Origin of the sequence: Cytobacillus depressus (genome assembly GCF_008923245.1) — a bacterium.
GTDB lineage: Bacteria > Bacillota > Bacilli > Bacillales > Cytobacillaceae > Cytobacillus > Cytobacillus depressus.
Genome location: NZ_WBOS01000019.1, coordinates 12,988 through 28,693, shown reverse-complemented (window position 1 = coordinate 28,693; position 15,706 = coordinate 12,988). Strand labels below are relative to the sequence as shown.

General features: G+C 37.1%; 15 protein-coding genes. 6 read left to right on the top strand and 9 right to left on the bottom strand.

Features of this window, described 5'->3' with window-relative positions:
* Window positions 1–614 precede the first annotated feature (614 nt).
* Window positions 615–2,531, top strand: a complete 1,917-nt coding sequence (locus F7731_RS22515; protein ID WP_151537043.1) for a gamma-glutamyltransferase — start codon at window positions 615–617, stop codon at window positions 2,529–2,531.
* Between the two features lie 968 nt (window positions 2,532–3,499).
* On the opposite strand, the gene F7731_RS26630 is transcribed toward F7731_RS22515, so the two are convergent.
* From F7731_RS26630 to F7731_RS22500, 4 genes are all read right to left on the bottom strand, one after another.
* Entirely contained in the window at window positions 3,500–3,661 is a 162-nt protein-coding gene (locus F7731_RS26630) for a hypothetical protein (protein ID WP_170289783.1), read from the bottom strand.
* A gap of 75 nt (window positions 3,662–3,736) precedes the next feature.
* Entirely contained in the window at window positions 3,737–4,498 is a 762-nt protein-coding gene (locus F7731_RS22510; protein ID WP_151537042.1) for a sulfotransferase, read from the bottom strand.
* A gap of 82 nt (window positions 4,499–4,580) precedes the next feature.
* Window positions 4,581–5,234 carry a glycosyltransferase family 2 protein gene (locus F7731_RS22505; RefSeq protein ID WP_151537041.1) on the bottom strand — a complete coding sequence of 218 codons (654 nt, stop codon included), beginning with the start codon at window positions 5,232–5,234 and terminating at the stop codon, window positions 4,581–4,583.
* 76 nt (window positions 5,235–5,310) lie between these two features.
* Entirely contained in the window at window positions 5,311–6,078 is a 768-nt protein-coding gene (locus tag F7731_RS22500; protein ID WP_151537040.1) for a sulfite exporter TauE/SafE family protein, read from the bottom strand.
* A gap of 355 nt (window positions 6,079–6,433) precedes the next feature.
* On the opposite strand from F7731_RS22500, the gene cysC reads away from it, so the two are divergent.
* Complete coding sequence (gene cysC, locus F7731_RS22495) at window positions 6,434–7,063, top strand: adenylyl-sulfate kinase (RefSeq protein ID WP_151537039.1); 630 nt, start codon at window positions 6,434–6,436, stop codon at window positions 7,061–7,063.
* 6 nt (window positions 7,064–7,069) lie between these two features.
* Window positions 7,070–8,209: a sulfate adenylyltransferase gene (gene sat / locus F7731_RS22490; protein ID WP_151537038.1), complete on the top strand. Its 1,140-nt coding sequence runs from the start codon at window positions 7,070–7,072 to the stop codon at window positions 8,207–8,209.
* Between the two features lie 71 nt (window positions 8,210–8,280).
* Here sat and F7731_RS22485 read toward each other — a convergent pair whose 3' ends face one another.
* From F7731_RS22485 to groES, 3 genes are all read right to left on the bottom strand, one after another.
* Window positions 8,281–8,691 (bottom strand): galactosyltransferase-related protein, encoded by a 411-nt coding sequence (locus F7731_RS22485; protein ID WP_151537037.1) that lies wholly within the window; start codon window positions 8,689–8,691, stop codon window positions 8,281–8,283.
* A 136-nt stretch (window positions 8,692–8,827) separates the two neighbouring features.
* A complete protein-coding gene (gene groL, locus F7731_RS22480) occupies window positions 8,828–10,456 on the bottom strand; it encodes a chaperonin GroEL (protein ID WP_151537036.1) in 1,629 nt (542 codons plus the stop codon).
* Window positions 10,457–10,520: 64 nt separating this feature from the next.
* A complete protein-coding gene (groES, locus tag F7731_RS22475; RefSeq protein ID WP_151537035.1) occupies window positions 10,521–10,805 on the bottom strand; it encodes a co-chaperone GroES in 285 nt (94 codons plus the stop codon).
* A 297-nt stretch (window positions 10,806–11,102) separates the two neighbouring features.
* On the opposite strand from groES, the gene F7731_RS22470 reads away from it, so the two are divergent.
* Both F7731_RS22470 and F7731_RS22465 read left to right on the top strand, forming a co-directional pair.
* Window positions 11,103–11,834 carry a CPBP family intramembrane glutamic endopeptidase gene (locus F7731_RS22470; protein ID WP_151537034.1) on the top strand — a complete coding sequence of 244 codons (732 nt, stop codon included), beginning with the start codon at window positions 11,103–11,105 and terminating at the stop codon, window positions 11,832–11,834.
* On the top strand, window positions 11,831–12,037 hold the full coding sequence (locus F7731_RS22465; protein WP_151537033.1) for a YdiK family protein: 207 nt from the start codon (window positions 11,831–11,833) through the stop codon (window positions 12,035–12,037). The genes F7731_RS22470 and F7731_RS22465 overlap by 4 nt, the downstream gene beginning before the upstream one ends.
* A gap of 21 nt (window positions 12,038–12,058) precedes the next feature.
* Here F7731_RS22465 and F7731_RS22460 read toward each other — a convergent pair whose 3' ends face one another.
* Window positions 12,059–12,706, bottom strand: coding sequence for a redox-sensing transcriptional repressor Rex (locus F7731_RS22460; protein WP_151537032.1), 648 nt, complete (start codon window positions 12,704–12,706; stop codon window positions 12,059–12,061).
* A 96-nt stretch (window positions 12,707–12,802) separates the two neighbouring features.
* Entirely contained in the window at window positions 12,803–13,291 is a 489-nt protein-coding gene (gene moaC / locus F7731_RS22455; RefSeq protein WP_151537031.1) for a cyclic pyranopterin monophosphate synthase MoaC, read from the bottom strand.
* A 334-nt stretch (window positions 13,292–13,625) separates the two neighbouring features.
* Between moaC and F7731_RS22450 the strand changes: the two genes are divergently transcribed.
* Window positions 13,626–15,548 carry an ABC-F family ATP-binding cassette domain-containing protein gene (locus F7731_RS22450; RefSeq protein ID WP_151537030.1) on the top strand — a complete coding sequence of 641 codons (1,923 nt, stop codon included), beginning with the start codon at window positions 13,626–13,628 and terminating at the stop codon, window positions 15,546–15,548.
* Window positions 15,549–15,706 lie beyond the last annotated feature (158 nt).

The following is a 15,706-nucleotide window of genomic DNA, read 5'->3' as shown; positions in this document are numbered from 1 at the left end:
ATTTAGAATAAATTAATATGAGTAATTTTGTTGTTATAAATGAAAAGTTATAAAAGTTAAATATGGATAAAAATGAATAATGATGAAGGCTTTAATACTATTAAGTAATGCGAGGTTTGTGTAGTAGTCAAATTAAAATCCGAAATACGCTTTTATAGATATTAAATGGGCATATAATCTGGATCTAAATACCTGTAAAATATGTTTTCTTTGAAATCCAAATGAAATTTTCAATTCTATCAAACTCGTTCTTCACTTATCTAGTTGTAGAATAAAATCAATACTAGCAACTGAAGTTAGTGAAAATTACTATACAAAATAATGCCGAAATTCATATCCTATCCCCTGATTTTTATAATTCCATGGATTCGCAGACCTTTATACCAGTAAATGGGGTAATTGGTAGAGGATAATCTCGATGTTCAATTTTTTATGATTCTTTCCTAACGGTGTAAGAGATTTATAGTTATCCTTTTTTTTACTTTTTTAACTCCTTTTACAATTGAAACAGAAATATTACATTCTGTGAATTTTCGATTAAATCAGTTTCCCTCCCTTTGTTTTCTGGTAATATGAACTTGTTTTGAAAATTTAGTGAGGTGGTGAACGGAATTTTGTTAAAGAGATTATTATCATTATGTCTTCTTCTGAATCTTATTATTTCGGGGGGAGTGGTACACGCCAATTCGGTATCCAGTGAACAAGATAGTACACCTTCAGTTACTGATCTCATAGGTTCACAAGAATTTTATGGTGTGAGTGCCTCTAATCCCTTCGCAGTCGAAGTGGGGATGAAAGTGCTTGAAAATGGAGGGAATGCCGCTGATGCTGCCATTGCTGTTTCCTACACGCTTTCAGTTGTTGAGCCATTTGGGTCAGGGATTGGCGGCGGTGGTCAAATGCTACTTATACCGCCGAAGAAAAATAAACCTGTTGTTTATGATTATCGAGTACAAGCCCCATCTGCTGAGAAATTGGGTGATAAAACATCAGGTGTCCCCGGTTTCGTTAAAGGGATGGATATGATACATAGAGAGTATGGGTCAAAGCCATTTGCTGAACTGATTTCTCCTGCAATTGACTTCGCAGAGAAAGGAGTTGAAGTCAGTCAAGAATTATCGGAACGTCTTACAGGCGCCGCTGCCCGGATGCCGCTAAAGGACTTGCCGCATTTCTATCCTGATATGAACCCCTTACAACCGGGGGAAACGTTAATACAAACGGAGTTGGCGAAAACTCTAACTAAAATCAAAGAAAACGGTCCAAACGCTTTTTATGAAGGTGAAATAAGTGAGAATTTTATAAAAGCTGTTCCATACATAGATAAGAAGGATTTTGACGACTATGAAATTCAGAAACCAGAACCTGTGAAAGGGAAACTGAAGGAATGGACCGTTTATTCTGCCAGTCCTCCTCTTACAGGAGTATCGTTTGTTCAGTCGTTAAAACTCGCTGAAAAAATGAATATAGCTGAAACAAAAGGTGATGAGGGTCGATTCATACATTTAATGGCAGAAATCTCAAGAGTCACTAACAATGATAAAATAAAAGAAATCGGAGATCCTACATTCAATAAAATAGATGTGGATAAACTTGTCAGTGATGCTCATATCCAAAAACTTGCTGATAATATTTCTCCTAACAAGATCTCAACAGCAAGAGAGGATGACGGGGAAAAGGTTAATGATTCCCATACAGATACGACACATTTTGTCATTGTCGATAAAGAAGGAATGATGATATCTGCAACTAATACATTGAGCAATTTTTTCGGAACAGGAAAATATACGGATGGTTACTTTATCAATAATGCCATTGAATATCATTTTAGCACTAAAAAAGATTCACCAAACCGTTATGAACCTAATAAGCGCCCAAGAAGTTATTCTACTCCGTCAATTTTGATCAATGGAGAAAGAGCTATTGGGATTGGACTCCCTGGAGGAGCAAGAATTCCGTCTATAATGGCAGAAGTGTTAGCCAGATATTTTTATCTGGATCAATCATTGGAAGATGCTGTGAGAGCTAAAAAGTTTTATGGTACAGATGAATATCTATATGTAGAAGATGGTTTTCCTGAAGAGTTAAAAGTAGACATGAGAAACCGAGGATATAAGGTTCAAGGAAAACATGTAGCCATCTACTTCGGTGGAATTCAAGCGCTTGAAGTGAACAAAAAAGAAGGTAGCATTCATGGAATTGCTGATTCACGACGAGGCGGAACATGGGATGCCAAGGGTAAAAGCGCTTATATAGTTCAAAAAGGGGATTCCCTTTGGATAATTGCTAATAAGTATGAAACATCGACAGATGAGATAGTAAATCTAAATAAATTGCAGTCTACTGACCTTTATCCTGGTCAACAATTAAAAGTTCCTAGACAGCAGAATACATACACAGTTGTTTCAGGGGACACATACTATGAAATTTCACGTAAACTTGATATTCCGATGTCTGAGTTAGAACAAGCCAACCCAGAAATTGAAAATCCTCAGTGGATTTATCCGGGCCAAAAAATAAATGTTCCATAAAAAGGTACAATAAAAGTAATTGAATGACTATAAACACAGATTCTGCGTTTAAGCTAAATCTGTGTTTTTTTCGTTTTCCCTCCTACTAAGACCACGGTAGTACCCTAACATTTGATTAATTTGTTCATCACTATAGACATTGATACATCTAAAATGTGTATCTCCACGTTACGTAAGAAATGAAAAAAGAAGCCTCTCAAAAGTTCAGTGAACTTATTAGAAGCCTCGATTAATATCCTCTATGTTAGCAAAATGTAGCATTTACTCTCATCTTACTTACAAACCCATTCATATCAAGGGTTAGAGGCACTTATTACATCATGCCGCCCATCTTTTACTTAATTTCCGCGCATTTTCACTAACTTTCATACTTACGATTTTCTAGACAACATCCTAATAATAAAAAGGGTTTACTCTCGTAAATCTTCATATCCAAATGTATTTTTTGTTATTTTGGTGTGATTTTTAAAAAATCACAAGTTTATTGTGGGTGATCTACTAGATCGCTCCACTAACCTCGTTTCAGACATTCAACGATTTTAAGTCTATAAGCCTAAAAATGTTCATAATCTAACACTACTAGGCTTTTTATGTTTATCTATTATCCAGCGTTTTAAACATTTAGGCTTCTTGCACCGTTTTGGTACACTGGATATTTTTCTTCTAATAAACAGATCATTTGCAAGAAGCAATTGAGCTAATTACACAAACGCGCCCTATTGCGAAATACTCTTACTCTGAAAATGGCTTGGAAATCCAAGCTCTTTTCTTGTGAATTGATAAAGGGTGCCCCCCTTTAAAAGTTATACTTTTGGGACACCCTCTTTTAAGTTTTTATTTATATCTTTTAATCTAAAAAAAACATAGAACAAAACCATATTGCTCACATGCTTCTTTATAAGAATAACAATGAAAAATGACAAGCTTTATAGAAATTTAAGATGCTAGTATTTTTTTCATCTATTTTCTCATTTATCCCAGATTTTAAAATCTCCATAAAACCAATCCTCCAGCTTTTCCCCAACACCGCTATGATGTTCTGCAGATATCCGATTATCTCTTATCCCCTGAAAAATGCTAAGATTGTCTCCATGCGCGAGGGCATAGGTAACGAACGGATAATCAACCATTGTATTGTTGTCTCCATGTACGAGAACCCAGGTAACGAGTTGTTTAACTCATTCGAGTCATAAAAAAATAAAAATTTATCCAATTGGATAGTTTAATTGCTCCATGATATCGCTACACTTCATTTCAATTCGGTGTAAATCATTAGGCTTAGTCGTTCCCTTATTTAACCCCTTTATTTTAACATCTAGGACGCTATTAAATTCTTCCATCGTGATATCAGCTACATCTAAGATCGTATTTAAGGTTTTCGGTTTTCTCGCTACAATGTCTTCGTATTTTAGAAAGTATGCATTAGGATCATTTTTTGCTAGATTAATATAATATAATACGTGATTTCTCCACTTTTTTATAAACTTTTCTAGGGAATGATTGTAAACTTCTTTTTTTAAATGATTAGAATGGCTTCTCCACACATCTATAGGATTACGAACGAGTAATATAATCTTGGTATGGGGGTAGCATTTCCTGAATAATTCCAGTTCAGCTTGACCGTATCGTACTTCCTTAAAACCAATAATATCATGGGTTTTATTATGTTCCGCGTAAAGGTTATCTAAAAAAGCTTTTACTGAATGATGTACAGCATTGTCAATAAATTTTTTGGATGGATTCATAGTGGCGATCCAGTTAGATGGATTTTCATTAGTTTTAAAATAAACTTCTCTTTGGTGTTCAAATTTGCTTGCGTAATCACTTAGCTTCTTTTCAAGTTCACAAAAATTTGTTAAAACCCCATTATGCTCTCCCCAAATTAAAGTTTTCATTCGTGCATTAAATATCCGCTGTAACAATGTTGATCCAGAGCGATGTGTAGCTGCGGAAATCAGAATATCCATTATTTCACTCCTTTTGCAGATTGAAATTTATTGTTTCTAGTTAAATTCTCTTCGATTCTAATATATATGCGAAAATATACATTTAAGGAGCTTGGGAAACATGGGGTATATAATCATTAGTTATCATTATATTAGAACAATTTCTTCTGAGTTTCCTTCCAGATACTTTCCATGCATGGTGGTTATGGCCCTTTCGTATATAGACATAGTTATATGGATTTGTTGTACAGATTTTAAAACCTCTTTTTTTTGCATCTTTTAAAAAAGCATTGTCTTCTCCCGAGTTTTTTGCTGGAAACTGAACTTTTTCAAAGACTCTTTTTCGAAACATAATAGTCCCCCCTCCTATTGGATTCCAGGTTTTTCGAATACACAGACGTTTATCCATTTGTATGTAAGTAAACACTTTAGATTCCCCTACGATATCTGCTTGTTTTTCCTCAAATACTTGCATTGCCTGAGCTATATAGTTCGGAGAATAATAATCATCGTCATCAAATTTTGCTATGATTTCATATTTTGCTTTGCTGACAGCAAAATTCAAGCATTGTCCTAAAGTAACTTTCGCAGGAAGTTGAAAAACAGATACTTTAGAATACTGTTCAGCCTTCTTTTTCCAGGTGCTTATTTGGGCTGCCATTTTTACAATTTCGCATGGGGAATAAATTCCATCGGAAGCGGTGGTATGCAAATGCAGATCAAAGCGGCCATTCTCAACGATTTTTTTTGTTTCCAATCAAATTCACTCCTTTTTATCCTACTTAAACAACATAGCTGGTTTCCTAGATACAAGAAAATCCAGCTATGCTTTTCTAGAATATAATCTTTATACCACTAATGAATAAAATCACTGCCAAAATGAATCTAAGGGGTTTTGCCGGTACTTTTGTGGATACTTTACTACCTAAGATAACTCCCGGTATTGATCCTATTAACAGGTTAACTACCAAGAGAAAATCGACATTACCAAGACCTGCATGCAGGATTCCAGCTACAGTTACTAAACCAAAAGCATGTGCAATATCTGTGCCGACGACACTCGATGTTCTAATACGATAAATGTATAACAGTGCAAGTGCAAATAAAGATCCTGACCCAATCGATGTTAAACCCACAATAAACCCTAGAAAGAAACCAATCAGAATCGTTAGTACTTTTTTTCCTTCTACAGGATTTTTCGTTACTTGGCCAGTTTCGAAACGATTACTAGAAAGGTTTTGAAAAACCATTGCCGCAGCTACGAAAATAAGAACATACCCAATCGAATGCTTAATAATCAGTTCTAGATTTTCAAAATAAGAATCAAAAACTTTAAGTAAAACGATAGCGATTACTGCACCTGGAATACTGCCAAAAGAAAAATACAACACTAACCAGCCATTAATTGTCTTCTGTCTCCAATGCTGGATTGTTCCAAACAGTTTTGTTATGGAATTATAAAATAGGTCGGTTCCAACAGCTACGAAAGGGTTAATCCCAATTAGCATTAGCAACGGGGTCAAAAGTGATGCTCCCCCTACCCCAGTCAAACCAACAAGAAAACCAACAAACCCCCCCATAATAATAATTGATACTTCCATTTTCACTTCCCCAATCAAATTCTTATAGGAAAATGCATGTTTCCAAACTGTTGATGAATGTTTACTTCCTGTTACAGAATATGTATACATCTATTAAGTTGGACTAGTTATTTTGCTGAAAAACAATGTTGATCATTGAATATAGTAAATGAAACCTAGAATACCAATCACCATATAACAATAATTGTAAGTTTGATTATCGAAAAATATTAAGCTCCCCCTATTTTTTACTTCTTGGGCTTGTGTTTGTTTTAACACATGCCGATTCCGATGTCTCAATCCATACATAAACTGTATTACGAATAAAATTGGTTTTTGTTTAACGAAATTTTTTATATGGAAGGAGAGTAGCTTCTTGAATAATAATGACGAGACAAAAAATAATGTTTTCTGGCATCAATCAGCTATAAAAAAAGAAGATCGAGAAAAACAAAATGGTCATAGAAGTATAATGATTTGGTTTACGGGGTTATCAGGATCAGGGAAATCTACAATAGCCAATGCACTTCAGCATAAATTATTTGAAAAAAACATCAATGTTTATTTATTAGATGGGGATAATCTCCGTCATGGTATAAATAAGAATCTTTCATTTACTGCTGAAGATCGACAAGAAAATATTAGGAGAACAGCTGAAATAGGAAAGCTGTTTGTAGATGCTGGAACCGTGGTACTTTCAGCACTCATTTCTCCATTTGAAAAAGAGAGGTTAAACGCACGAGCGCTTTTTAAACAAGGTGAATTTATTGAAGTGTATGTCAAATGTTCAATTGAAGAGTGTGAAAACAGGGATCCGAAAGGACTTTATAAAAAGGCAAGAAAAGGAGAAATACCCCATTTTACTGGAATTGATCAGCCTTATGAAGAGCCAAAAAATCCTGAAATCGTTATGGATACTAATAAATTATCAATTGGTGAATCAGTTGAAATTCTTATTTCATATCTTTTCGATAAGGCAGGCCTCTTACTAAATATAAAGGAGTGATTGATTTTGACATTAAGTATTCCTCACGGCGGTAAGTTAATAAATCGAGTTGATTTAAATTACAATTTTTCTGCACTTGCATCTGAGATTGAAATGGATGCAATGGCACTTTCCGATTTAGAGTTAATCGCAAATGGAGCATACAGCCCGCTGGTTGGTTTTCTCGGAAAAAATGATTATGAATCGGTATTACAGAACATGAGATTGGCAAACGGAATTGTTTGGAGTATCCCGATTACCCTTCCTGTTACAGAGGATACAGCACAAAAGCTAAAGATAGGGGAAAAAGTGAGACTTACGTTTGAAAATGAAACTTATGGTGTAATAGAGCTTCAAGAACTATATACACCAAATAAAAAAGAGGAAGCAGAAAACGTCTATCAAACAGCTGACCCTGAGCATCCTGGTGTCAAAAAACTCTTGCACCGTTCCAATATTTATGCCGCAGGACCAATTGTTTTAACAAAATTTCCACTCAAACATCCTGATTTTAAACGCTACTATAAAACGCCCATAGAAGTGAGAAAGGAATTTCAACAAAGGAATTGGAACACAGTGGTTGGATTCCAGACAAGAAATCCTGTTCACAGAGCACATGAATATATCCAAAAGACAGCACTAGAAATGGTTGACGGCTTATTTCTAAATCCTTTAGTGGGCGAAACAAAACCCGATGATATTCCAGCAGCTATTCGATTGAAAAGTTATGAAGTGTTGCTAAAAAACTATTATCCTAATGATCGTGTATATTTAGGTATCTTTCTTGCATCCATGAGGTACGCTGGTCCAAAAGAAGCAATCTTCCATGCTCTAGTTCGCAAAAACTATGGCTGTACACATTTCATTGTTGGGCGAGACCATGCCGGAGTTGGCAATTATTATGGAACCTATGATGCCCAAAAAATCTTTAACCAATTTAACCTGGAAGAGATTGGCATAACGATTCTTTCTTTCGAACATAGCTTTTATTGTACAAAGTGCAAAAGTATGGCTTCTAGTAAAACGTGCCCACATAACAAAACAGACCATTTACATCTATCAGGTACAAAGGTTCGAGAAATGCTTCGAAATGGGGAAATGCCGCCTCCAGAATTTAGCCGCCCAGAGGTGATAGAGGTCTTAATCAAAGGATTACAGGATTCATAAAGAAAAAGAGCTGTTCAAAACAGATAACAGCTCTTTTTTATGAGGGAATGGCATATTGGTCCACCCCTTTTTTATAGAATTGGCTTATCGTTTAGAGATAGCCGTTCATCAATCCATAAAAACTCTCTATTCTGGGCACGCTCCATAATCAGCTTTTTCATTTCTTCTAAATTTCCTCTATTATTATTGTAACGTTTATATAAATTAACATTTTTGTGATAGTTAGGGTTACCACGAGATCCGACCTTTGGATGCCATAAATGATAGATGGAGGTTGCTTCTGGCCATTTATAAGGTCCACATACAGTATTCATTGCATCTTTAAATGCATTATCTTCTTTCCCCCATCCTGCAAACCTTTCATCAAATCCCTTTACCATATTAAAGTTTTCTTTAGTAACAATGATTACTCCGCTAATTGGTTTAGCCTTCTTAAATTTGCGGTCATCTATAAAATCTTGATATGCAAATTTTAGCAACAAAAAAAGACTACCTCCTTTAAATAGGAAATAGTCTCTTTCTTACAAACTATTTATACATTGGACTGCTTCACAAACTCAATGAAAAACGGGGGGAAAAATAGCCTTAACTATTTCTCAAATGTATGGCTTAAAAGCCTTACATCATGCCGCCCATTCCGCCCATAGCGCCCATGTCAGGCATTGCAGGTGCGTTTGGTTCTGGTTTGTCAGCGATAACTGCTTCAGTAGTTAGAAGCATAGCAGCTACGGAACCAGCGTTTTGAAGAGCTGAACGAGTTACTTTCTTCGGATCTACGATACCAGCTTCGATCATGTTAACCCACTCGCCAGTAGCAGCGTTGAAGCCGATGCCAACATCTTCGCGCTTTAAGCGGTCAACGATAACAGATCCTTCAAGGCCAGCGTTTTGAGCGATTGTGCGTACAGGCTCTTCCATCGCACGTAATACGATGTTGATACCAGTTTGGATATCGCCGTCTTCTTGAAGAGCAGCTACTTTGTTGTAAACGTTAAGAAGAGCTACCCCACCACCAGATACGATTCCTTCTTCAACAGCTGCACGAGTTGCGTTTAGAGCATCCTCAATGCGAAGCTTGCGCTCTTTTAATTCAGTTTCTGTAGCAGCACCAACTTTAATCACTGCTACTCCACCAGCTAATTTAGCTAAGCGCTCTTGAAGTTTTTCTTTATCAAATTCAGAAGTAGTTTCTTCTAATTGAACGCGGATTTGGTTTACACGAGAAGCGATTTGTGCGCTGTCTCCTGCACCTTCAACGATTGTTGTGTTTTCTTTCGTTACAACAACTTTAGAAGCACGTCCTAAAGATTCGATTGTTGCAGATTTAAGATCACGGCCTAATTCTTCAGTGATTACTTCACCGCCTGTTAGGATCGCGATATCTTCAAGCATAGCTTTACGGCGGTCACCGAAGCCAGGTGCTTTAACCGCTACTGCATTGAATGTTCCACGAAGCTTGTTTACTACTAATGTAGCAAGCGCTTCCCCTTCAACATCTTCTGCAACAAGCAATAATGGCTTGCCTTGTTGAACCACTTGCTCAAGAACTGGAAGAATTTCTTGAATGCTTGTGATCTTTTTATCTGTGATTAAGATATATGGATTTTCTAGAATAGCTTCCATTTTATCTGAGTCTGTTACCATGTATGGAGATGCGTATCCACGATCGAATTGCATACCTTCAACTACATCAAGCTCAGTAGTGAAACCTTTTGATTCTTCGATTGTGATAACTCCGTCGTTGCCAACGCGCTCCATTGCTTCAGCGATTAATGCACCAACTTCTTTATCATCAGAAGAAATTGCAGCTACTTGTGCAATGGACTCTTTGCCTTCAATTGGCTTAGCGATCGCTTGTAATTCTTGTACAGCTGTAGCAACTGCTTTTTCGATTCCTTTGCGGATACCCATTGGGTTTGCACCAGCAGTTACGTTTTTAAGTCCTTCGCGGATCATTGCTTGAGCAAGAACCGTTGCAGTTGTCGTACCGTCACCAGCTACATCGTTTGTTTTGCTTGCAACTTCAGCAACAAGCTTTGCACCCATGTTTTCGAAAGCATCCTCTAATTCGATTTCTTTCGCGATTGTAACACCGTCATTTGTAATTAACGGAGAACCGAATTTTTTCTCAAGAACCACGTTGCGTCCTTTTGGTCCAAGAGTTACTTTTACTGCGTTTGCAAGAGCATCTACACCGCGAAGCATCGCACGGCGTGCATCTTCAGAGAACTTAATGTCTTTTGCCATTGTAAAAAAACCTCCTCATAATATTTAAATTTATCTTTAAAAAAGTCTTAAGCTAACTGGCTGATTAACCAATTACAGCAAGAATGTCATTTTCACGTAAGATTAAATACTCTTTGCCTTCGTACTTTACTTCAGTACCAGCATATTTTGAGAAGATAATACGGTCACCAGCAGCAACTTCAAGAGCTACTCGCTCACCGTTATCAAGAACGCGGCCAGTTCCTACAGCAACTACATTGCCTTCTTGAGGCTTTTCTTTTGCAGTGTCCGGCAATACGATGCCGCTTGCAGTTTTTTCTTCAGTTTCAACAAGCTCGATAATAATTCGATCACCTAGTGGCTTTAACAAGTGAAACAACCTCCTCAAATAAATATGTAAATTTTTAGTTTATTAGCACTCTCGTCAGTTGAGTGCTAACACAATTATTATATTAAAGAATCTCCTCTCTATTTGCAAGAGTGAAGCACAAATTTTTAGCAAAAAATATAAAAAAGTACATTTCAGCATTTGTAAAAGTAAAAGGCACAAATAAAAGTTTAACCTTAATAAGAAGACATCAAACGGTTTTCTTAAGTCTAATATTTGATACGAAAACCTTTTTACGGGTAAAATGAAAGGTAGGACATTGAATAAGGAGATAAAATATTGAAGAAAGAATTTTGGTATATTCTCATTGCTTATATAGGTATGCAGTTATCGAGCTTTATTGGGGTCCCATTCATTGTATATTGGGGAACGTTGTATGGCAAAAGCATGGCGGACATGGAGACATTAGCCGTAACCTCTTGGATCGTTTTCAGCTTTACAATCACATTAATTCTTACATTAGTTTTACTTCGAAAAGAAATAAAAGCTAGCTACTCTATGAGAAATACGGCATCTGTTGGTTCTTCCATTGCTTGGGCTATCGGCGGCGTGTTTCTGGCATTGATCGCACAATCGATTGCGGCAAATATCGAAACAATGATCGGGATTGAAGTGGGCTCTGAAAATACGCAGCAAATTATTCGTCTCATTGAAGCCGCTCCCGTTGTCGTTATTATTAGCTCTGTCATTGGCCCAATTTTAGAAGAAATCGTCTTCCGAAAAATCCTTTTTGGCACCCTGCACAAGCGTTTAAATTTCTTCTTTTCAGCTCTCATTAGTTCGGTCATTTTTGCGCTTGCTCATTTTGAATTTGCACATATTCTTTTATACTCTGCAATGGGTTTTACCTTTGCCTTTTTATATGTCAAAACGAAGCGGATCATTGTACCAATGTTTGCGCATGTCGCAATGAATACTTTTGTCGTTATCATCCAATTTAATAAAGATCAGATTGAAAACTGGCTAAAAGAAATGGAGAAAATTCAAAGCTTTATCGGAGGATTTTTATGAAAAGAACACCATTGTTTTCAGGCATCATTTATATTATCCTAGGGATCCTCTTTACTTATATCGCGATCCAAAACGTCCAAAGAGACCAGAACTGGGGAATGTTTACTTACTTTCTTATTATTATCGCCACTTTTGACTTAGGCACTGGATTACGGATGGTTGCCTTTCACTTCAAAATCGTAAAAAGCCAACAAAAAAAATGAGCATCTGTGTGCTCATTTTTTTTATTCCTCTTCTGTAGGGTAATGCTTTAAGAAGTAAATTAGCGATTGTAATTCAACAGCTAGATCAATATGATGAATTCTAATGGAGGACGGTACAGATAACCGGGCAGGTGTGAAATTCAAAATCCCCTTCACACTTCCTTGTACAATCCGATCAGCAATAGGCTGAGCGGCTAGCGCAGGAACAGTTAGAATAGCAACCTGTATTTGCTGCTCCGCGATTACCTTCTCCAGATCATCCATATGGTAAATTGGAACATCGCCAATAAAAGTCCCTACTTTCCCCTCATCCACATCAAATGCAACTTCAATCTTCGTATTATTATTTTTAAGAAAATTATAATGTAAAAAGGCCGTTCCTAAATTTCCTACCCCAATAAGCGCTACCTTCGTTAGTTCATCTTGATCCAATGTTTTCCGAAAAAATGAAAGCAAGTAATTGACATTATAGCCATATCCCTTTTTGCCCAATGCACCAAAGTAAGAGAAGTCCCTCCGAATCGTAGCAGAATCGACCTTTACCGCTTCACTTAATTCTGCTGAAGAGACTCGCTGCTTACCAGAAGCGTGCAAATTTTTTAAGAATCGATAATATAAAGGAAGCCGCTTGGCTGTTGCTTGTGGAATTTTTAATGACTCATTCGTCATTATATATTCTCCTCTCATTAACCTTGGCATTTGCTCATTCTAACGGCAAATGTTTTGATTTTTATATTCTAGGCAGTGGTCACAGTTTTTTGTTCCCTATATAGAATCTCTTTTGAAATCTCCATTTTTTCCGCCTGTTTTTTCAACTAAATAGGTTTTACCGATAACCATCCCTTTATCAACCGCTTTACACATATCATAGACGGTAAGAGCGCAAACAGACGCAGCTGTTAACGCTTCCATTTCTACACCCGTATTCCCCTTTGTTTTAGCCGTTGCAGTAATTTGAAGTATGTATTCTTCTTGATCCACATTCCATGAGAAAGAAATATCAACCCCAGTTAAAGGAATCGGATGACACATTGGGATTATTTCCCACGTTTTCTTGCTGGCCATGACACCCGCAACTTGAGCAACCGCGAGGACATCCCCTTTTTCCATTGTATTCGATGAAATTTTTTCATATATTTCTTTGTTAACTGTAATACTTGAACGGGCGATGGCAGACCGGGCAGTCACCGGCTTTTCACTGATATCTACCATTTTTGCTCTGCCTTCTTGATTAAAATGCGTTAAATCAGACATTTAAAACACCTCACATCAAAATCATACACTATTTTTATGTAAATGTGTAAAACACTTCACAATTAATTCCTTTCAACCTTACACACATTGCCCAACATTTATGAATGAGTTACACTATTTTTATACGTTAAGACAATATAAATTGTCAGCGCGGAAGATGACTCGACGCAGTTGCCAATTTTAGGAATTAAGTACGACGGACAGGATGTCCTAGTCGGGCGAAGACATCCGGACGTGGCTGCCATGAGCGCGATAAGTTCAACTACGCCTCTGTCTTCGCCTTTCCAAGGCTCGCCAATCGGTGAGTTTTCCTTATAATACTGAGGTGAAAAAAATGATTTTATTACAAGTTAACCAATTAATAAAGAACTTCGGTGCAGAAGTGATTTTATCGAATATAAAGCTTGAAGTGCAAACGAGAGATCGAATTGCTCTAGTTGGACGGAATGGAGCCGGCAAGTCTACTCTTTTAAAAATAATTGCGGGACAGCTTTCTTATGATTCTGGTGATCTGATTAAGCCGAAGGAAGTCGAGATTGGCTACCTGGCACAAAATACAGGCCTTGAATCAGAACGGTCCATTTGGGATGAAATGTTAACTGTGTTCGAGCCTCTGCAAAGACTTGAAAAAGAATTGCGCAGGCTGGAGACTAATATGTCGGATCCGGAAGCCATGGCTGATCATGATAGCTATAATCGAATATTACAAGAATATGATTTAAAACAAGTCCAATTCAAAGAACAAGGCGGCTATCAGTATGAGTCGGATATCCGTTCAGTCCTCCACGGATTGAATTTCCAATCGTTCAGCCATGATACAAAAATATCGACATTAAGCGGAGGACAAAAAACAAGACTTGCTTTAGGGAAGCTGCTTTTAAAGAAGCCCGATATTTTAATTTTGGACGAGCCTACAAACCATTTAGATATTGATACGTTATCCTGGCTTGAACAATATTTGCAAACATATGACGGCGCCATTTTAATCGTCTCTCATGATAGATATTTTCTCGACAAGGTCGTCTCGCAAGTTTATGAACTATCAAGAAATCAAATAAGGAAATATATTGGAAACTATAGCTCTTATCTTGAACTGAAAGCAGCAAATTATGAACGAGAGCTCAAGCAATATGAAAAACAGCAGGAAGAAGTGTCTAAGCTCCAAGATTTCATTCAGCGCAATCTAGCACGGGCCTCCACAACGAAAAGAGCGCAGAGCCGAAGAAAGCAGCTGGAGCGCATGGAATTAATGGATCGTCCATTAGGAGACGAGAAGTCAGCCTCTTTCGGCTTCCAGATTGAAAAGCAGACTGGAAATGATGTTTTAAAAGCAGATGCAGTTGCTGTAGGCTATCAAGGCGAAGCAATAAATAAAAATATTTCTTTTCGCATCACCCGCGGAGAGAGCATTGCCCTTGTTGGCCCGAATGGCATTGGTAAATCCACATTATTAAAAACAATTATTAAGAGTATTCCTTCCCTTGCTGGAAATATTCACTACGGCTCCAATGTGATGATTGGCTATTACGATCAGGAACAAGCTAAACTTACATCCAATAAACGGGTGCTTAATGAGCTCTGGGATGAATATCCGCTGAAACCTGAAAAGGAAATTCGGACCGTTTTAGGAAACTTCCTATTTTCGGGCGATGATGTCCTTAAAACAGTCTCTACTTTAAGTGGAGGAGAAAAAGCACGTCTAGCATTAGCCAAATTAATGATGCAAAAAGCCAATTTTTTAATTTTAGATGAGCCGACAAACCATCTTGATTTAGATAGCAAGGAAATTTTAGAGAATGCCTTAATCGATTATCCCGGAACATTGTTATTCGTTTCCCATGACCGCTATTTCATTAATCGAATTGCAACGAAGGTTCTTGAGCTTAGCAATGATGGAGCGACTGAATATCTCGGGGACTACGACTATTATGTTGAAAAAAAGGAAGAGCAAAAAGAGCTGAAAGAATTGGATTTGGCTGAAAAGGCCTCCTCCACTACTCCAATACAGCAAGATAAAACGAGCTATCAGCTGGATAAAGAAGCTAAAAAAGTTGAAAGACAAAAGCAAAGACGATTAGAGGAAGTTGAAAAGCTGATTGGAAATTTAGAAACAAAAATAGCTGAGCTCCAACAGCTGCTTTGCGAACCGGATGTGTATCAAGACCATGAAAAGGTTATGGAGATCACAAAGGAAAGTAACGCGGCAAAAGCGCAATTAGAAGAATTGATGGAAGAGTGGACCGTTTTGGCGGATTAAAAGAAAAGCGGAAGCGCCTTCGGAACAATTATAGATCAAATTGTAACTGCTATGATTATTCGAAGTAGCTTTCCTTAGTGATTAGAATTTTGGACCAGAAGTTTATTCACTTCTGGTCTTTTATTATCCACATCTTTATTCACATAAGACAAACTGAA